The 19,178-nt window shown below is 59.9% G+C and carries 15 protein-coding genes; 10 read left to right on the forward strand and 5 right to left on the reverse strand.

Annotated features, from left to right (window positions below; all coding sequences use genetic code 11):
• Positions 1 to 50: 50 nt before the first annotated feature.
• On the reverse strand, positions 51 to 650 hold the full coding sequence (locus J1W56_RS02730) for an NADPH-dependent F420 reductase (RefSeq protein WP_223611626.1): 600 nt from the start codon (positions 648 to 650) through the stop codon (positions 51 to 53).
• A 119-nt stretch (positions 651 to 769) separates the two neighbouring features.
• Between J1W56_RS02730 and J1W56_RS02735 the strand changes: the two genes are divergently transcribed.
• The 9 genes from J1W56_RS02735 to J1W56_RS02775 all read left to right on the forward strand — a co-directional run bounded on the left by J1W56_RS02735 (position 770) and on the right by J1W56_RS02775 (position 6,085).
• Positions 770 to 1,699, forward strand: coding sequence for a LysR family transcriptional regulator (locus J1W56_RS02735; RefSeq protein ID WP_223612387.1), 930 nt, complete (start codon positions 770 to 772; stop codon positions 1,697 to 1,699).
• Between the two features lies 1 nt (position 1,700).
• A complete protein-coding gene (locus tag J1W56_RS02740) occupies positions 1,701 to 1,967 on the forward strand; it encodes a hypothetical protein (RefSeq protein WP_223611627.1) in 267 nt (88 codons plus the stop codon).
• Between the two features lie 317 nt (positions 1,968 to 2,284).
• Positions 2,285 to 2,551 carry a hypothetical protein gene (locus J1W56_RS02745; protein ID WP_223611628.1) on the forward strand — a complete coding sequence of 89 codons (267 nt, stop codon included), beginning with the start codon at positions 2,285 to 2,287 and terminating at the stop codon, positions 2,549 to 2,551.
• Positions 2,552 to 2,597: 46 nt separating this feature from the next.
• Positions 2,598 to 2,738: a hypothetical protein gene (locus J1W56_RS02750; protein WP_171974043.1), complete on the forward strand. Its 141-nt coding sequence runs from the start codon at positions 2,598 to 2,600 to the stop codon at positions 2,736 to 2,738.
• A gap of 71 nt (positions 2,739 to 2,809) precedes the next feature.
• Positions 2,810 to 3,154, forward strand: a complete 345-nt coding sequence (locus tag J1W56_RS26050; protein WP_319025512.1) for a hypothetical protein — start codon at positions 2,810 to 2,812, stop codon at positions 3,152 to 3,154.
• Positions 3,155 to 3,204: 50 nt separating this feature from the next.
• Positions 3,205 to 3,471 (forward strand): hypothetical protein, encoded by a 267-nt coding sequence (locus tag J1W56_RS02760; protein ID WP_223611629.1) that lies wholly within the window; start codon positions 3,205 to 3,207, stop codon positions 3,469 to 3,471.
• Positions 3,472 to 3,834: 363 nt separating this feature from the next.
• Entirely contained in the window at positions 3,835 to 4,044 is a 210-nt protein-coding gene (locus tag J1W56_RS02765) for a cold-shock protein (RefSeq protein WP_091881096.1), read from the forward strand.
• Positions 4,045 to 4,301: 257 nt separating this feature from the next.
• Positions 4,302 to 5,558: a D-amino acid dehydrogenase gene (locus J1W56_RS02770; protein WP_223611630.1), complete on the forward strand. Its 1,257-nt coding sequence runs from the start codon at positions 4,302 to 4,304 to the stop codon at positions 5,556 to 5,558.
• 200 nt (positions 5,559 to 5,758) lie between these two features.
• Complete coding sequence (locus J1W56_RS02775) at positions 5,759 to 6,085, forward strand: RcnB family protein (RefSeq protein WP_223611631.1); 327 nt, start codon at positions 5,759 to 5,761, stop codon at positions 6,083 to 6,085.
• 46 nt (positions 6,086 to 6,131) lie between these two features.
• Here J1W56_RS02775 and pbpC read toward each other — a convergent pair whose 3' ends face one another.
• From pbpC to J1W56_RS02790, 3 genes are all read right to left on the reverse strand, one after another.
• Positions 6,132 to 8,216, reverse strand: coding sequence for a penicillin-binding protein 1C (gene pbpC / locus J1W56_RS02780; protein ID WP_223611632.1), 2,085 nt, complete (start codon positions 8,214 to 8,216; stop codon positions 6,132 to 6,134).
• 30 nt (positions 8,217 to 8,246) lie between these two features.
• Complete coding sequence (locus J1W56_RS02785; protein ID WP_223612389.1) at positions 8,247 to 13,694, reverse strand: alpha-2-macroglobulin family protein; 5,448 nt, start codon at positions 13,692 to 13,694, stop codon at positions 8,247 to 8,249.
• 77 nt (positions 13,695 to 13,771) lie between these two features.
• Positions 13,772 to 14,671, reverse strand: a complete 900-nt coding sequence (locus J1W56_RS02790) for a LysR substrate-binding domain-containing protein (RefSeq protein WP_319025513.1) — start codon at positions 14,669 to 14,671, stop codon at positions 13,772 to 13,774.
• Between the two features lie 108 nt (positions 14,672 to 14,779).
• Between J1W56_RS02790 and J1W56_RS02795 the strand changes: the two genes are divergently transcribed.
• The gene (locus tag J1W56_RS02795) at positions 14,780 to 14,971 is read left to right on the forward strand and encodes a hypothetical protein (RefSeq protein WP_223611633.1); all 192 of its coding nucleotides are present in this window, start codon (positions 14,780 to 14,782) and stop codon (positions 14,969 to 14,971) included.
• A 174-nt stretch (positions 14,972 to 15,145) separates the two neighbouring features.
• On the opposite strand, the gene J1W56_RS02800 is transcribed toward J1W56_RS02795, so the two are convergent.
• Positions 15,146 to 19,039, reverse strand: coding sequence for an autotransporter domain-containing protein (locus J1W56_RS02800; RefSeq protein WP_223611634.1), 3,894 nt, complete (start codon positions 19,037 to 19,039; stop codon positions 15,146 to 15,148).
• Positions 19,040 to 19,178: the final 139 nt, after the last annotated feature.

A 19,178-nucleotide genomic window follows, 5' to 3' on the forward strand; every position in this document is an offset into this window, starting at 1 on the left:
CCGCATAATTCTGCAAGGGCCTGCCCGTGGGACAGGCCCTGCGCTTGTCGTCAGCCGAACTTCACCAGATTGAGGACGGCAAGCGGGCCGCCGGGGAATCCCGCCATCTTCTCACCCGTCGCCAGGCTGCCCAGATCGAGCGGGAAAAAGCCAAGCTTTTCAAACAGGGCGCCGACCTTCGCCTTGGCGTCCGCATCGTCGCCGGAATAGAACAGCACGCGCTGACCGCCTTCGGCCTTGGGGTCGCCGGCAAGCACGGCTGCGGGCAGATGGTTGAGCGCCTTCACCAGTTTTGCGCCCGGCACGAGATCGCCGACGACGTCGCTCGGCAAGCGCCCCTTGAGATCAACGGGCTTGAAGGACGGGGCTTCGATGGCATTGTTGGCGTTAATGACGATGCGTCCGTTCCAGGCGGGCAGACCGGCCAAAGCCTGCGGCAGTTTCGACCAGTTGACGGCAATCACGACAATATCCGCGCTTGCCGCCTGCTCTACGGTGCCGGCCTTGATGGACGACCCGAGTTCACCAACCAGTTCCTTCAACGAGTCCGGTCCGCGGCTATTGGAAATGGTTGCTTCGATACCGGCCCGGGCCAATGTCCGCGCAAAAGCCGTGCCGATCAGCCCGGCTCCGATAATACCAATGCTCATGATCTTGTTCCTCTTTGCGAATGCATGAAATTGCATGACATGAGAATGGGCCATCCATTCATTGACGAAAAGCAGGTAATGGCTTTAAATATTTTCAATCATTAGTTGAAGGTATGGATATGGAGACCCTGGCCAATCTGGAGTCGTTCGTGCGCAGCGCCGAAACCGGAGGTTTCTCGGCAGCGGCGCGGCGCCTGTCACTGACGCCTGCGGCGGTCAGCCGGAACGTGGCCATGCTTGAACGCAATCTTGGCGTGCGGCTGTTTCATCGCAGCACACGAACTCTGGCCCTGACGGAGGAAGGCGAGCGCTTCCTGCAGGCGGTCCGCACAAATCTCGAGGATCTGCAGGCGGCGATCGCCAACGTTGCGGCGCATCGCGACGAACCCGCCGGTGTGCTCAAGGTCAGCATGAGCCCGACGCTCGGCATCGGGTTTGTCATGCCGCTGCTCCCGGCCTTTCTCGAGCGCTTTCCGTTGATCCGGCCGGAATGGCATTTCGAGAACCGGCAGGTCGACCTGATCGCGGAAGGTTTCGATGCAGCTATCGGCGGCGGCTTCGAACTTCTGCCCGGTGTCGTGTCCCGATCGCTTGCAACCCTTCATCTCATAGCCGTGGCGTCTCCGGCCTACATGCGGGGCCGCGCATTTCCAGCGGATCCGGCCGGGCTGGCGACGATGGACGGGATTGTGCTGCGCCAGCAGCGCACCGGGCGCATTCCGGTGCGCATGATGCGCAACAGCGCTGGCATGGAAATGCCGGCGCATATCCGGGACAGGATTGTGGTCAACGACCCCGCCGCCATGCGTCAGGGGGCTCTGCTCGGCCTGGGCGTGACCATCCTCTCGGCCCCCGTTGCCCTGCCGCACCTAGAAAATGGCGAGCTCGTGCGCCTCGTGCCGGACTGGTATGCCGACGCCGGGGCCGTATCGATCTATTATGCCAGCCGCAGGCTGCTGCCCGCAAAAACGCGGGTATTCGTTGATTTTATCGCCGAGGCGTTCCGGCAGGGAAAGCTGACGAAAAGCTTTGCGGGCGTTCTGGGATAGAATGAACTCTCTTGAGAACGGCGCCACCGGGGAGCGGCGCCACGCCCTGCTTCAGATCAGCCGGTTGCATTCAACCATATGCTTTTGGCGCCGTATTTTACCGTCGCTGTCCGCAATGTCGCGCCGCGCCTTGCTTTTGACCGACGGGATGGGCTTGGCTGGTTTGACAGTGGCAACCGGTGCTTGGGTAACCGGCATCCTCATGCCTTTCAGAAAGCTCAACACTCGTAATAACATCATGATTTTTCCTCCAACGGAAATGCCATAGGGCCGCTGTGGACCGGTGATCCAGCGGTTAGACGTGCAGTATTTTGGCAAGTGGACGCACCCTATCACCGTTCCGCCACCAGAGATACAGGGCCGCAAATAAACCGCAAATCATGACGATTGTTTTGCTATCGCCTTTTGGATATCCTCGTTTCAGATTTGGCTCTTCGCAGCGTCAGAGGTTCTCGACCCGCCAATCTCGTTCCAAAATGACGACGGTTTTTTGAACGTTGCATGACGACTGATCTCCGGCACCCGCCGGGATGAGAACACAGCAGGCCAGCTTCCGCTGCTTGCCACTTCCAAAGGAGGATTGGCATGTTCACGCGCACATCACATTCCATCGTCCACTTCGACGCACCATTCGTGTTGAAGGGTGTGGACAAGCCATTGCCCGCCGGCGATTACGACGTGGATCAAGATGAAGAACTCATTGACGGGTTGTCCCGCGCTGCGTATCGCCGCGTGGCCACCTACATCCATGTTCCGGCCCGGTCGTCGAAGCTTGGCACCCGGCAGGTTTTCCCGATCGACCATTTCGATCTGGAAGCTGCACTTCTCGAGGATCAGTCCCGGCCCGGCTAATCACTTCCCGCCCCGATCCCTACCCGAAACCTGAAGGAGAACCACCATGGCTAAAGGTCAACAACGCAGCAACCGCGAAGTACGCAAACCAAAGAAGGACAAGGTAGAGGTAAAGACCGCTGTTCCGTTTGCAAGTTCGATCGGCAAACAGACGGAAGTCGCCAGCAAGGGCAAGCCCAAGAGCTAAGGGCATGCCTGGCACGCCAACACCCGATTGTTCAGGTGCGGCGCCATCCCGATGATGGCGCCGCACCGCACATGGATACCACTGTCCCTGCGGTCACTCCCCTTCTTCCAGCAATACAACCCGAAACACGCGTCAAGAGTAAAATTAGAACAAAACAGGAACAAATTTCTTTTCACGTGGACCGGATTGTGCCATTCTGGATTGCGAAGGAGAATCCAATGAATGCGATATTGAAACAGCCGGACGACGAAATTGACGAGGCATTGGCTTATCATCAGGGTGATGTTCGCGCGACAATAGCGGCGCTTCTGGCCGAGCGTGAGTTCCTGTTGCGGGAGATTGAATATGCCTCCCTGGCCATGTCCTATGGCTTTGCGCGGGGCTGGACACCGGGACAGAATCGGATTGCACGATAGACTTGTGAACCGCCGCGTGCGATGATTGTGGCTCAAAAATGCGAGACACGATGAAACACAGTCCAAAACAATTGCCTGAAGTTGGTGTCCGCCCGAAGCGGGTTCTCAGTCCTTCGGAACAGAAAAGCCTGGCCACAACCGCAGCTGCATCCGCCATTATCAATGACGAGACCGCAAAGTGGGAAAGCAAGACCGCGCGCCTGAAGGCATTGCGTCTGGCCAAGGAAGCGGAAGAAGAAGCTGAGAACGCCTTGAAGCCAGCCAAGAAGCCGGCAAGGGCCAAGGCAAAGGTGACGCTCGCCACCAAGGGCAAATAGCGCCCCATACTTATCATGCCCGACGTTGACGAGGCCTTGCGGCCGCGTGTGAACCCGTTTATCCGCATCGGGAAATGCTTGCGCTTTATTCAATGATCGCTGGTATTGGCGAAATATTGTTCAATAAAAACATCAGAATCATTAGTCGAATTCCGCTAAGTTTTTATAATTAAATTATTTTTTCTGGCGCAGCATTGACGGAATGTCTCACAGTCACTATGTATGCCCCATCGGTATTTGGTAGTTTGTTATTAGTTTTATTGCGCCAAAGCGCTCTCAACGATCCTTCTTCAAAAATCGAGCTAAAACTATCGTGCAGTCGCATGGTAGGTGACCAAAACATATTCCTTGAAAGGGTTCATTATGAGCACTGGAACAGTAAAGTGGTTTAATTCCACAAAAGGCTTCGGCTTCATTCAGCCAGACGATGGTTCGGCAGACGTGTTCGTTCACATCTCCGCAGTTGAGCGCGCTGGTATGCGCAGCCTCAATGACGGTCAGAAGATCAGCTTCGAGCTGGTTCGTGACAACAAGTCCGGCAAGATGACTGCTGACCAGCTTCAGGCTGGCTAAAAATAATTCGTCTTCGCGTCTTTGACCACGGATGTACTGGCACTGACAGCAGAGATGAATTTGAGAAGGTCGGGTTTACCCGGCCTTTTATTTTGCCCTGAATTCAGGCGCGCACTCCAAAAAACCAAGACATTTCAGCGCATTCCCCAAGAAAACTCTGGAAAGAATTTCCGCGGCATCCCAGAGTGCGAGTCACTCTTGCGCCGGCATCGGAAATGGCTGGCATATCTCGCGTTGTTTGAAGGAGCGTTCCGCTTATGAAAGTTCTCGTCCTTGGAAGTGGCGTCGTCGGCGTCACGTCAGCCTGGTATCTCGCCCAGGCGGGCCACGAGGTGGTGGTGGTCGACCGGCAGCCCGGTCCGGCTCTGGAGACGAGTTTTGCCAATGCCGGTGAAATCTCTCCCGGCTATTCCTCGCCATGGGCGGGTCCCGGCGTTCCCCTCAAAGCCATCAAGTGGATGCTGATGCATTTCGGTCCGCTCGTCGTGCGGCCGAAATTCGACCCCTACATGGCGCTGTGGCTGGTGCGTATGCTGCGCAACTGCACGTCGGCGCGCTACGCCCGCAACAAGATCCGCATGGTCCCCATCGCTGAATACAGCCGCGACTCGCTGCGTGATTTGCGTGCGGAAACCGGGATCGCCTATGACGAGCGCAGTCAGGGCACCCTGCAACTCTTCCGCAAGCAGAGCCAGTATGACGGCACGGGCGGCGATATCGAAGTGCTCAAGCAGTTCGGCGTGCCCTATGAACTCCTTGATCCCGCAGGTTGCATCGCCGTCGAGCCGGCCCTTGCCAATGTGCGGGAGAAATTCGTCGGCGGTCTGCGTCTTCCCGGCGACGAAACCGGCGATTGCAAGATTTTCACGGAGAAGCTGGCGGCCCTTGCGGCCGAGAAGGGTGTGACCTTCCGCTACAACACCACTGTTACCTCGATCAACACCAGCGGCAATCGCATTGCCAGCGTGTCGACGGAGACGGAAGAACTGACGGCGGATGCCTATGTGGTTGCGTTCGGCAGTTATTCACCATTTCTGCTGCGCCGCATCGGCGTACCGGTGCCGGTCTACCCCATCAAGGGCTATTCCATCACCGTACCCATCGCCGATGCCAGTTGCGCGCCGGAATCCACTGTCATGGACGAGACCTACAAGGTGGCAATCACCCGGCTCGGCGACCGCATCCGCGTCGGGGGCACCGCTGAAATCTCCGGCTATGACCTGACCTTGCGCGATGCGCGCAAAGCCACATTGCAGCATTCGGTCGGCGATCTCTTCCCCGGTGGCGGCGATCTGTCGAAGGCAACCTTCTGGACCGGCCTGCGCCCGATGACTCCGGACGGCCCGCCCATTATCGGTGGCGGCACCAGATACCAGAACCTCTACCTCAACACCGGCCACGGCACCCTTGGCTGGACCATGTCGTGCGGTTCCGGCCGGGTGCTGGCTGACATTATTTCCGGCAAAACGCCGGATGTCGACGCATCGGAACTCGGCATCGGCCGCTACGCCTGAGCTTTGTGAAGCAGGTGCCTTCCGCCCCGCGCATGCTGCCACGGGCGGAGGGCAACCAATCCACGACACCATGCATGCGCCAGCTAAGCCATTTAAAACATTACAAATTGTTTAGGTTGACGTTCAGTTTTGGTTCATCTCGCCCCTCGTAAAACAGCATGGTGTTTGATCATGAACCCTGCAATGAACGAGGAACCAACATGAAAAAGATCGCCCTGGCAGCCCTTGCCATTTCCCTGATTGCAACACCTGCAGCCTTTGCGCAGCAGCAGCAAGGCTATGGCCACCAGCAGCAGGACCGGATGGTCAAGAAGCGGGTCGTCAACGAACGCACCGTCGTGAAGAAGACGCGCTGGGTGCGCGGCCACAAGCTGCCCAGCAACTATCGCCGCAACGTGGTGCGCGACTATCATCGCTATCACCTGAAGACACCGCCGCGCGGCTATCATTGGGTGCGCGTCAACAATGACTACGTCATGGTCAGCATCGCATCCGGCATCATCGCATCGATGATCCACGGCCGGTAATTATCCCGGTCAAACCAGAGCGGCGCTTCGGCGCCGCTTTTTGTTTCTAGTCGACAAATATCCGGACGCTTGCGGCACGGCCGGCAGAATCGATGACCGTCAAGGTCGAATAACCAGCTCCGTCCGGCACCCACTGATTGTCACGACGACGCGACATATCGGGCAGAGGCTTGCCATTGGCCAGCCAGCGGAACGGCGCCCGCCCCCCCTGCAGTTTCAGCGCGAGGGGTGACAGGGTCCCGCCGGTCTTCGCCCCAAGCTCGATCCGCGCGCCTTCCGGCGGATAGACGATCTGCGGCGCCGGTTCGCGCGTCGTTGCAGCCAGCAGACCGCTCGATGTCCGGGTGAAGCGGCGCTGGCTGATCGGCAGTTGCGCCTGCGCGATGCGCACCGCACCGCCCGGCGCGCGCGGCAGCGGCGCAACTGGCACACCGGATTTGACAAATCCCTCGAACAGGATCGGTGCCGCCGTGCCGAAACCGGTGATACCCGGCACAGCGCCATTATCCGGACGGCCGACCCAGACGCCAAGCACGTAGTTGCCATCGAAACCGACAGACCACGCATCGCGGTAGCCGTAGCTCGTCCCTGTCTTGTAGGCGATGCCGCGCTGCGCTGCGCCCAGCGGCGGCATGACACCCGACAGGATATCAGCGACATGCCATGCGGCCACCGGTTCCAGCAACGGTTCGGCTTCGATGGGCTGCGGCTTACCCTGAATGCCATCCCCCAGAAGCACGGGCCTGCCGCGATTGGCCAGCGCAGCGTAGAGCTGCACCAGGTCTTTCAGCGTAATGCCGACACCGCCGAGGCCGATCGCCAGACCCGGGGCTTCATTGGCGGGAAGCACGGGTCTCACCTCCGCCCGGCGGAAGCGGACCAGCAGACGCGTCGGACCCACGGCGTCAAGCAGGCGGACGGCAGGCACGTTCAGCGACAGTTGCAGCGCCTGCCTGATGCTGACGTCGCCCTGATAGCTCATGTCGAAATTGCGTGGCCGGTAACCGAAGAAGTCGGCTGGACGGTCCTCGATGATCGTCTCCTGCGAAACGAGCCCGTCCTCGAAGGCGAGGCCGTAGATGAAGGGTTTCAGCGTTGATCCGGGCGAGCGCATCACCCGCGTCATGTCGATCCAGCCGGAGCGGCTGGCATCGAAATAATCGGCAGAGCCCACTTCGCCGACGATTTCACCGCTGCGGGCATCGGCCATGACCATGGCGATCGATACTTTGGGGCCAAGCTTGGCCGCCGCAGCCTTGGCAACGGCTTCAAGGCCCTGCTGGATCGGGCGGCGCAGCGTGGTCTGATGCCGGTTGACCTGCGGCTCCCGGCGCAAGGCGGCTTCCGCCAGATGCGCGGCATAGGCCGGAAGCTGCAGGCGGCGGGCAGGAATGGGCACCAGCCCGGCACGTTCGGCCTCACCCTCACCCACCACTTTGGCAACGGCCATGCGGTCCAGAACCCGCTCGCGCGCTGTCTCTGCTGCAGCGAGATTGCGGTCGGGCCGGCGCTTTTCCGGCAATTGCGGCAACGCCACAAGCAAGGCGGATTCGGATACGGTCAGGCGGCGCGGCTCCTTGCCGAAATAGGCGAGGCTGGCGGCACGGATACCCTCCAGATTGCCGCCATAGGGCGCGTGCGTGAGATAGAGATCGAGAATCTGCGCCTTGGTCAGACGGCGTTCGATCTGCAGCGCACGCACCAACTGGGCAAACTTCGCGCTAAGCGAGCGCCCTTCCCGCGGTTCGATCAGCCGCGCCAATTGCATGGACAGGGTCGAACCGCCGGAAACGATGCGGCCATTGCGGACCAGTTGCAGTGCGGCGCGGGCCACGGCTCGGGGGTCGACGCCGCGATGCTGCCAGAAGCGCTGATCCTCGTAGGCGACAAGCATGCGAATGAACTGCGGATCGACATCCGCGGCCGTCGTCCGCAGGCGCCAGCGCCCCTCCGATGTGGCGAAGGCACGGAGCAGCTGGCCATTGGCATCGACCACTTCCGGCGAGACTTCCACCGCCTTTTCCAGCGGCGGCGGAAACTTTTTGTCGGCAAGATCAAGGCCGAAGGCCAGCGCCGTCGCCACTACCAGATTGGCGGAGATGCCGATACAGAATGCGCGCCATGTGATCATCGGATCAACCGGTCTTGAGCCAAGGTTTGTTTACTGTGCCGCCACGACCTCCATCCGGCCCGTGGCCGTGCGTGCGGAGAATTGCGGACGATACATGTCCTCAACGCTGGCCGCCGGATGATCGTAGGTACCCGGCGTCACGGCCCGGACCACATAGGCCAGGGTGATTTCCCTGTTGTCGCCGGTGTTGCGATCGAAGGCGGCAACGAAACGGTCGCTGCGGAATTCCGTATGGGCGGCTTCCACCTCGCCGATCCAGTCGAAATTCGACAGTTGCGCACTGTTGACGAGGCCGGGATTGTCGATCTCGAAACCGGCGGGCAGAAGATCGGTGATCAGCACCCGCGACGGCCAGTTGTTGTTCTCAGTGACCTTGAGGACAACGACATAGCGCTCATTCTGCTTGGCTTCGCTGACATTGGCTTCCGATCCGTCGAGCGTGTAGTAGGTCCGCTGGATGTTGAAGCCATTGCCGCCAGCGGGCAAAGGCTGGGCTGGTGCGGCAACGGTTGTCACGACAGCCGAAACGGCCTCGGTCGATCCGTTGGTGATGCTGACTGGCTGGGCGATCAGCTCGTCGCCGGTCATCCGCGCGGCATAGCCGCCCGCGTGCGCCACGCCATTGATGGCAAGCTTCAGATCGTTGTCGCCGCCCTGGATGGCGCGGGCAGCCAGCAGCATCCAGGTCTGTTCCTGCGTGCTGGTATAGATCTTGCGCTCCCATTCCTTGGCAACGATCTGCGACAGCTGCGGAATGATGGCCGGGACCGGACGGCTTTCCGCTGCCAGAGCCAGAACCGCCGCATCGTCACGCAGGGACGAGCCATAATCCGAGCGCACAAGGCTGACATTGGTGGCCTTGGTCGACATCTGCAGCGAATTGGTAAAGATGCTCTGCGACCGCTGTGCATCCCCGTAAAGCGCCAGGGCCGCAGCCAGATGGGCGCGCGACAATGGCGTCGGGAATTCGGACAGCTTCGTATCGGCGTAGTAACGCAGATCGCTGACGGCAGCCTTGCGGTTGCGGGCGAGAACATAGAGCGCATAGGCGATCTGATTGCCCTGATCCTTGACATTCACGTCATAGCTCAGCGAATTCTGCAGGTTTTCCAACGCCTGGACGAGCGCCTTTTCCGGCACGTCATATTTCTGTTCGCGTGCGCGGGTCAGGAAGTCCGTGACATAGGCATCAAGCCAGAGATCACCCGAACCCGGACCCCACAGGCCGAAACTGCCGGAAGAGGACTGGTAGGACAAGACGCGGAAGATTGCCTCCTGCACCCGCTTCTGCACATCGCCATCGTCGGCCAGGCCCGACTGCTTGGCCAGTTCGCTGAGGTAAAGCAGCGGCATGGCGCGGCTTGTCGTCTGCTCCGCGCAACCATAGGGATAACGGTCGAGCGTCATGAGCAAGGCCGGTATGTCGAAGGCCGACGACCGCGACACGTTGAGGCTGACCGATGCGCCCTGCAGCAGGCTGCTCGCCAGCAATTCGCGGTCGATCTTCAGCGTGCTGTTCGGTGCGATCTTGATGGGATTGCGCACCGTGATCGGCAGCGACGCCGGGCGGACCGGAATGTTCAGCGATTGCTCCAGCGAAATACCTGCCGCGTTTGACAGTTTGACCGAGACAACGCCGTCACCCGGCTGCTGGCCCTTGAGCGGCAGTGTCAGATTGAACTTTCCGCCCGCCGTCAGCTTGACGGTCTGCGCGGCCGCCTGCTGCTCGACGCCGACGGCCTGATTGCTCGTCACCTGCAACTGGTAGTCGCCTGCCGGGGCATCCGTATTGGCGATATCAAGCCGCAGCGCCGTCTTGTCTCCGGGCGCCAGGAATTTCGGCAGGCTTGCCGTTACCACGACGGGATCGCGAATGATCACATCCTTGCTGGCATGGCCGACACCGGCCTTGGACCAGGCAACCGCCATGACCCGCGCCGTCCCGTTGAACTGCGGGATATCGAAGCTCACATTGGCCTTGCCCCCCGCGTCAAGCTTGACCGGACCGGAGAAGAACGCAACGAGCTTTTCCGTGGGCGGGCTGCCCTGCAACGGCATCTGTGCGCCATCGCCGCCGGTGCGCAGACGGCCGGCCGCACCCTGCGAGCCGTCGATCAGACGGCCATAGAGATCGCGGATTTCCAGGCCCAGCTGCCGCTGGCCAAAATACCAGCCATCGGGATTGGGCGCCTCGTAACGGGTGAGATTGAGGATACCGACATCGACGGCAGCAACCGTGACATAGGCCGTATCGCCAACGCCTGCGCCGGTCACCTGAAGCGGAATGTTCAGTGGCTGGCGCGGCAATGTTTTCTCGGGCGTATCCAGCTTCACCGCGAGATTACGGTCCCCCGGATTGACCCCCAACCATTTCACGCCAATGGCGCGCATCGGCATGTGACTGTCCCGGTCATTGCCGGGACGGTAGAGCGTTGCGGTGACATAGGCACCGGCACCCCAGTCCGCAGTGACCGGAATTTCCACCTCGCCGCCTTCAGCGGGAATGCTCTGGCGCTTGGTCGCCACCAGGCTCTCGGCACCGACCGTCACCAGAAGCTCGCCGGCAAAACGCGGCGATACTTTTAGCTTTGCCGTATCGCCCGGCGCATAATTCTGCTTGTCGAGGGCGATCTCCAACCCGTCCGGGGTTTCGGTCGAGGTGGCGGCAACATAATATCCCGCGTCGAATTCGACACTGGATGTCGGGCCTTCGACGTCTGCCGTTTCAACCTCCAGGCGGAAGCGGCCCCAGGTCACGGGAACGGAAATCTCTGCACCATCGGCGGTTGCATCGACCGTGCCGTTGGCAACCAGCTTGGTCGAAATGATGGGCTCATATTTCCACGAACTGCCATCCCGGTACCATTGGTAATTGCGCTCGACGGCAACAAGTTTCCAGCTCAGGCCGCTCATGGCCTGTTTCTGGCCGTTGTTGTCGATGCCGATCACATGGAATTTGCCGATGGCATTTTCGGCCAGATCCCCATCGAACTCAGGCTTGATGCCAATCTTCGCGCCCTGTGATTTCACCGGCAACGTCAAATTGCGTTCAATGGCCCGCCCGCCCGCCTCCTGCATGCGCACGACGATATTGGCGTTGAGCAATTGGGTCGTTGACGGGACTTCGTTCAGCGTCACATCGAACGTTGTCTTGCCGTTCTCGTCGAGTGCCTGCAAATCCTCGAGCGGAATGCGCGTGTCCTGGTTACCCTGTTCATCGGCCAGACCAAAGCGATAGCCTTTGAAATTGGCATCCTCGTGCGTCGGTTTGAGGCTGACCTCGCCCTCCAGCGTGAGGCCTGTCGCCGGTGCTCCATAGAGGAAACGGCCATCGACACTGACCGGCGTGGGCGTGCCCATGGTAATGGCCTTTGCCTCGCTCGTCAGGTCGAACTCGACCCGGTCGGGAACAAAATCTTCGACCATGAAAGATTTTTCGGCGATGGGCGAACCCTTCGGGTCGGTGTAGATCTGCATGTTCCAGGTGCCGCGCATGGCATTCGCCTGCAGGGCGAGATCAAGCGTATGGCCGCCAAGCGCTGCGCCATCGCTGACCATGCGGCGGTCTTCGACCCCATCCGGGCGGCGGAATACGAAGGTCAATGGCAGATTCTCGATCGCCTTGGCGCCGATATCGCGGGCAAGGGCCGATGCGTGCACGGTTTCACCGGCACGGTAGATGCCGCGCTCGGTCCAGGCGAGCACATCGATTGCGCCGGGAGCCGTGCGGCCGGTCACGCCGCGGTCGGAGAGGTCAAAGCCGGCCCGCGTCATATCAAGAAAGACATAGTCCGCATCGCCGTTCTTGGCGGTGATGACAGCCGGTGTCATGGCGGCCGTGCCGCGCAGCAATCCGGCGGTAAATGTCGCACGCCCGTCCGTGTCGGTGATCGCGGTGCCGAGAATTTCATTGTTTTTGGCCAGGAGCTGCAGTTCCACGCCGATCAACGGCTGGGCGGTTGCGAGCGACCGCGCAAAGACATTGAGCCCATCGGTACCGGTATAGGTGGAGAGCCCGATATCGGAAACGACGAACCACTGGGTCGCCTGCGAATCCCATTCATTGCTGTGGGCATCGGTGGAGACGGCGGTCAGGACATAGACGCCCGGCTTGCGTTTCGGCAAAGCCTCGTCAACCGGGAAACTGGTGACGACATCCTTGTTGAGGTCGGACTGGATATCGATCGCCCCCTGCCAGACCAGTTCGCCGGACTCATCCTGCAGTTTCTGGGCGTTGTAGCTATCAATCTGGGTGAGGAACTGCGAGCTGGTGAGCAGTGAGGCGATGCCGCGGTCGCCAATGCGGTACAGCTTCAGGTTGGCGCTGGTGGTATTGACCGAGACAATCGGGATGCCACGGCGCGCCGTGCTGGGCAGCACGAAACTGTCACCGGTAAAGCGCACGACGGCCGAGCGGTCCTTGACGTAGATTTCGAGATCAACCTGGCCTTCCAGCGCTTCGCCGACCGAAGATGGCAGGCCGGCACGCAGCGCCAGCTTGTAGCGCTGGCCGTGGGTCAGGCCTTCCACGCAAATCTCACTACCCTTGGCTTCGACCGCCTTGGGGGCGACGCCGTCCAGCGTCACGAACGGCGCATAATCCGTACCCATTTTGACCAAGGGCTCGGAGAACTGCACGCAGGCGCGCGGCGCGGCGCTATCCGCATCGATGGTGTGATTGACGATACGGAATCCCTGGCGGGCCTTCAGATCGAGATAGGCGGCGTTGACGGTCTTCGCATCGACAAGCGCAAGGCTCGCCTTGTAGGCGTTGAGCGCGGCGCGATAGTTCTGGGCATTCTGCAACGCGGTTGCCAGCACCGCGAGAGCGTCGGCACGGCTCTGGGTCGTGCGCGTCAAGAGATAGCCACTATAGGCGGCCAGCGCCGCCTGGCCGGCGACATAAGTGTTCTTGTCGGCGCGGTTGGCAGCGCGGGCGGTCTCCACCCAGAGATCCGCATCCTCCGGCGAAACCGCCAGCGCGCCCTTGAAGGCATTCAACGCATTCTCGATATTGCCGGCGGCGAGCTGCGCGCGGGCCGTTTCCTTCAGGCTGGCGGCGCCCTGCCCCTTCTGCTCGTCCGTCAGGGCGAGACGTGTCTTGACCTGGCGCGCATCCTGCACAAGCTGGTCGGACAGGAATGCCAGTCTTGGCGGCGCGCCGATATCCGGCTCGCTCGTCGTTTCGACCACCTTGCCGGCGATGGCGCCGGGAAAACTGTGCAGTTCATTGAAGTCGGACTTCATGAAGCACCATTTCACCTTGGGGTTGTAGGTGAAGGCCTTGCAGCTTGTCTCGGCCAGACAGACCGCCTCGCACTGGTCGAGGGTCACGTCCTGTTCGGTGCGCAGATCAAAACCGAAATAGTCGCCATCCTTGGTCGTGACAATGTCGCGATTCGTTTCGGCGGCACCGGTAGGTGCCCCTGAAACCAAGGCTGAGAGAAGAAAAACCGAAAAGCCGATAACCGCGCGCATAGACATGAAGTCCTCCCAACGCAACCCGTATGGTGGTGAGCCGCACTGTTCAAACTTCAGTATAACTTGTCAACAGATCATGCGGTGGGAGCGCGGTTGTCTTCGGCGATTTCCGAACGGATCCACGCCTGGAAATGCTGCATTTGCTGGGTCGGCTTGCGGTTTTTCGGCGAAACCAGCCAATAGGCGATATTGGAGGGCACGCGCAGCGGAAAGGGTGCGACCAGCCGGCCGTCTGCCAGCGCGTCTTCGACGAAGAGCTCCCAGGCCAGCATGATGCCTTGCCCGCTGATCGTTGCTTCGACCGCCAGCCATGGATCGGAGAATGTCGGGCCATCAAAGGCGAGCGGGCCATCGAGCCCGGCAGCGGCCTGCCATTCGTCCCAGCTGAACATGGGGTTCTCGTAACAGATGATCGGCTGGCGGAAAATATCCGCCGGTCCGGTCAGGCGTTCGGCAAAGCCGCGCGTGCAGACCGGGAACATCCTTTGCGGCAGCAGGCATTCCGGCGTGCCATCCCGCCACTCGCCGCTGCCAAGCCGGATCGCGAGATCGATGTCGGAACTCTTCAGGTCGAGCACCCCAGGCGAAGGATCGATGCGGATCTTCATCTCGGGATGCGTTGCCCGCAGCCGGCCCAGTCGCGGCACCAGCCATTTTGACGCGAAGGTCGGGGCGACGGAGAGAAGCAGGGTCTGCTCGACATCGTCCGCCAGCGCCACGGCGCGCGACAGATGCTGAAAGCCCTCTTCGAGCCGGGCGATGAACGCCTTGCCGAAGAAGGTCGGGACCAGCCCCGCCCGGGTCCTGTCGAACACCGCATGGCCGATCTGTGCTTCCGTCCGGATCAATTGCTGGCTGACCGCACTGACCGAAACACCAAGCTCGGCGGCGGCTTTCGGCAATGATCCCAGCCTCCCGATTGCCTCGACGGCGCGCAATCCGTTGATGTGAACCCTATTCAAATTCTTCATCATGCAAATTCTTCATCCAGTTTTTCTACATCAAGATATCGCCATTCTTGATTGCTGACCGCAGAGAACCGGATCAAAATAGCATATTCCTCGATTCATGGGAGCTGTGTGATGAAGATTTTCTGGCTAATAAAATGGTTTGCAGAGACTCTCGTTCCGCCCAGCGAGGACAGCAGTCCTGTCGATCATGATGCGCTGGATCACTGGCGCCGTGATCCGCTCTCTCACCCGGCACTGCAAGCCATGGGCCTCGATGAACTGGCCGACCTGCCCTTCGATCCATGCGGTCTGCGCAGTTGCTGACAAAATGAGCACCGGAGGTTAAGCGTAGCCTGCCTGCCAACCGTATCGGAATGGGACAGCGATATGGAAGGAGTAAGATCGTATTTCTATCCGGCAATGGCCGCGCGCGAAGTGACCTTCATGGCCCAGATCAAACCCGCCGGTTCCTCTGGCGGGCTTATTTTCTGCGCTGCCTCAAAACCTGACCGTCAGATCGGCTTTGACTGTATTGTCGTTGACGCCGGAGGAGAACTGTCCGGTATAGGTGAGGCCCAGCGTGGTGGTCCTGCCGATATTATAGGCGAGGCCGGCTTCCACCAGCGCCGCATCGGCGGCAATGGGCAGGCCGCTGACATCGAAACTTTCGCCGCCGCTGGCAAAGGCCAGCTGCGCCTGCGGCGTGACATCGCCATAGGCATGCCGCCAGCCCACCATGCCGCGTGCCGTCAGGCTTGCGGCATTGCCGAGGGTGAAGGCGCGCGATGCACGAAGTCCCAGCGTCGTCGTCGTCAGGTCCGTGGTGGATGATGGCGCCGACAGGGCGGCAATGCCGCCGGTCTCGCTGAAGCCTGCCGTCTTCAGGTGGGTATGGGCCGCCGCGGCAAAGGGTTCGAGCGCCGCATAGGGCGTCTCGATGCGGTAAGCGGCCTCGCCGAAGATCTGCACCGTGTTGGCGCTGTAACCGGCGGTGTCCGTCTCGGCCAACGAGCCGAAGGCGACCGTGCGACGCGTATCGATCTCGTGATGCGCCAGCACCGTGCCAAGGCTCAATGTCAGTGCATCGATTTTCGTGCCGCCATAGATGCCAACCTGATAGCTGTCGGCGGAGACGGACGACCCCGCCCCATGCAGCGATGTCGAGCCATAACCGGCCAGCACACCGAGCCGCCATGTCCCGGCAATCACGCCGTCCATGCCGGTGACAAACCCGCCGGTGTTTCTGCTATAGGCGGCAGCATTGCCATCGCCGGCACCATGGCTCCAACCGCCATAGGCCTGTCCCCACAAAGCGGTGGTTGCGGCGACCGGGGTTGCTGTATCAAAAGCCTCAGCGGCACTCTGCTTGCCCTTGGCCTTGTCATCGGGACCATAGGCGAGCGGCGTTGCAACTGGTGCGGCTTTGGCGGCGACACCGTCAAAGGCCGCGCGCACCCGCTCAGACGCCGCTCCGCTGACCAGCCCGGCATCCTGCAGCAGCGTGCCGCGCAAGGTGGCATGCGCCTCGCCGGACAGGGCGGAGAAACCGGCGGGCAGATCCTGCGTCACGGTTGAGACAGCTACCGTGTCATAGAGGAGATTGCCGCGACCCAGGCTCTCAACCCCGGAAGCCGCCGCCTTCTGGTTTCTCGTTTCGCCGATAGCGGCAAAGGCAACATTGTTGCGCGCAAGGCTCACCGTGACGTCATTGGCTGCATAGGCGAGTGCGGCGCCGATGAAGTAATAGTGCGGCAGGGCCGTATCGAACGTTCCGCTCACGCCGCCCACCGCTGATAGTATCGTGTATGTCTTACCCAGCAGCGCGAGCGTTTCGGCCGGAGACAATGGTGCCGTGCCGTCTTCGGTCGTCACAGTCACCACGCCGCCGAGCAGCGTCGCCTTGCCTGCAACCTCCAAACGGTCGCTGCGCCCGTCGGCAGCCACCTGAATGACCAAGCCTGTATGTTTGTCGAAGCTGGCATCGGTTGCCACATGCAGCGTGCCGACGGAATTGCCTGGCGCGACCACGCCGCCCTCATGCATGGCCAGACGCTCCACCGTGCCGATGCCGCCGAGCACGCCGCCGGTGTTGACAATCGTCGTGCCGCTGCGGCCATCGACGGAGGCAAAGCCGCCATTCAGCATGAGACCGCCGGTCGCACCCGTGGCATTGACCTTCAACTGCCCGCCCGCATTCGCCGTCACCGCAGCCGCCGTGCCATCGACGGTCAAAAGGCCCGTATCATTGATGACCGATGTTGAAACCACAGAACCGCCAAGCCCGATGCCAAGTTCGCCGCCATTGATCACCGTATCGCCGCGATACGTGTCCTTTCCCGTCAACCACAATGAGCCCGGCCCGGATTTCGTCAGCCCCGCATCGTAGGATTTGGGATCGGCAAGCTTGCCGGAGAGATAGGCCGTGCGGGGCTCGGTGACTTGATATTCTGTTTCCAGCGGCGTTATCTGTTCAGCCAGCATTTTCTGTTTCAGCACCGCGAGCGGATCGTCCTTTCGACCGGCTTTGTAAGCTGCAAAATCTGCGCTGGGATCTGTTCCGTAGGTTGTGACTGCTTTCGGATAAGCCTTTTTAAAATCCGCAAGCAGGGCCGATGCAAGCGGATCAGCTATGATTTTGCTGTTGGCTGCGTTTATTGGGGCATTGGCTTTATTCGCGGCGGTTGAAGCCGCAGAATAAGCAGCACCCTTGTCAAGATTATACGCTTCCAGATCAAAAACAGGGGAAGGTTTTCCCGCGGCCATGGCTTTGAAGAGATCAGCCAACAGGGCTTCGGCGGTAGCGATCTTATCAGAAGAAAACTGCGGTTCGATTATCTTCGCCAGTTCCGAGCGCTGTTTTTCGCCAAAACCGCTTTCCCAGCCCTGCACCTTCTTTCGCACAGCCCAAACCGCCACTTCTTCCGTTTCTTCCCGCTTGCGCTCGTCCAGCGCCACCTGCGAGATGTCGTTGCTCCACGTGTCCTTGACGCCGGCACCCAGATTGGCATCGAACCGGCCGAGGAATTGGGCAGGGCCGTTCATGGCCTTGTCAAGATTGATCAAGCCCCAGCCGAAGACCTTATCAACACCCGCATCGCCAAGGTCCGTGGACGTGGTCTTGAGTATCTCATTGACTTCCCCATTGGCGAGATAAGAAAAGCGCTGTTTTACAACACTAAAAGCACCAGTGGCCACAGGACCTGCCATGGATGTACCGTTGTAAAGTTTGTATATGGGATGCAGGTCGGCATCTTCCAGAACATCGCCATTCTTTTTGCGGCTTATATCGCCATCGGGCAGACTGCTGTTGATTTGTGTTCCGGGCGTGCCAACGCAGTAATATTTCGCATAACCGCAAATGCTGGAAAAATTACTCCTCGAATAGCCTTGCGGATTATTCTTATCGGCATTGAGGCTCATTGTTGCCAGCCAGTTTTTTTCGACATCGGGCACAAAGGTTGCAAGCCCCGCCATGGCATCGGGCTCTTTGCCGTGATCATTGCCAGCCGAAAATTCAACGACGATACCATGACGCGCTGCCTTGAGAGCACCATCATAGGCGCCGCCTTCCGGTGTACCGAGAATTGCCTTTATCTCCTTAAACTGCGCGTGGGCTTCGGAATAAGTCCATCGGGGCAAGTTTGGATTAACGCCGATCCCCCAGCTATTGGTGATGATATCAACACCACTGTCGATCATCGCATCCCAGGACTTGCTATAGACGCCGCCATCATTGCCTTTGACGATGCCATCTTCCGGGCCCGGATCGCCATTATCAACGGCAAAGACCCGCGCATCAAAAGCAACGCCCTGCATCCCTTCGCCATTATGGATGCCGTTGCGATTGCCTGCAGCAATGCCCGCCACGTGTGTACCATGAACGGCAATGTCATGCCTTCCGTCGACATAAGCTCTGCCATCATAGACATATGGATCACCGGCTTTTACATGGATAAGAACATCGCTGTAGGTGCGGATGCCGCTGATCGGGACGACGGTGAGTTTGTCGATGCCGGCAAATTCTGGATGGGCATGCCAGACAGGTTGATCAATGACACCGATCTTGACGCCTTTACCGGTAAATCCTCTTGCATAGGCCGTATCTGCATTGATGGCCCGCAGCGGAAAGTTCTGCGGTTTAAACGGTGAGGCACCCATCGATTTTCCGATAAATTCCGCATCTTCCCGCCAGCTTTTCTTTGCCGCCTCCAGATCATTCGTCCTGCTTCCATCGGCATTGAAATACTTGGCCGGCGCTTCCTGCGCATGGGCTCCGGGGCCGGCAGCGGCGATGATCAGCGCAGCACAGACGCTGCTCATCAGATGGTTGCGGAATTTGGACAAACGATCAGAACGCGCGGAAAACACCGCGCCAGAGTCGTGAAAAAACATGAAATATGGTTCCCGATATAATTCTCATTCAACAAAAAACAACAGAATATGCAGTATGAGACTTATAGGGTGATGATCGCATGTTGCAGTCAAGAGCTACTTAAGTTGCAGGCAAATCCGCTTTGAGAATAGCAACGCC

Source organism: Phyllobacterium calauticae (assembly GCF_019991125.1).
Classification (GTDB): Bacteria; Pseudomonadota; Alphaproteobacteria; order Rhizobiales; family Rhizobiaceae; genus Phyllobacterium; species Phyllobacterium calauticae.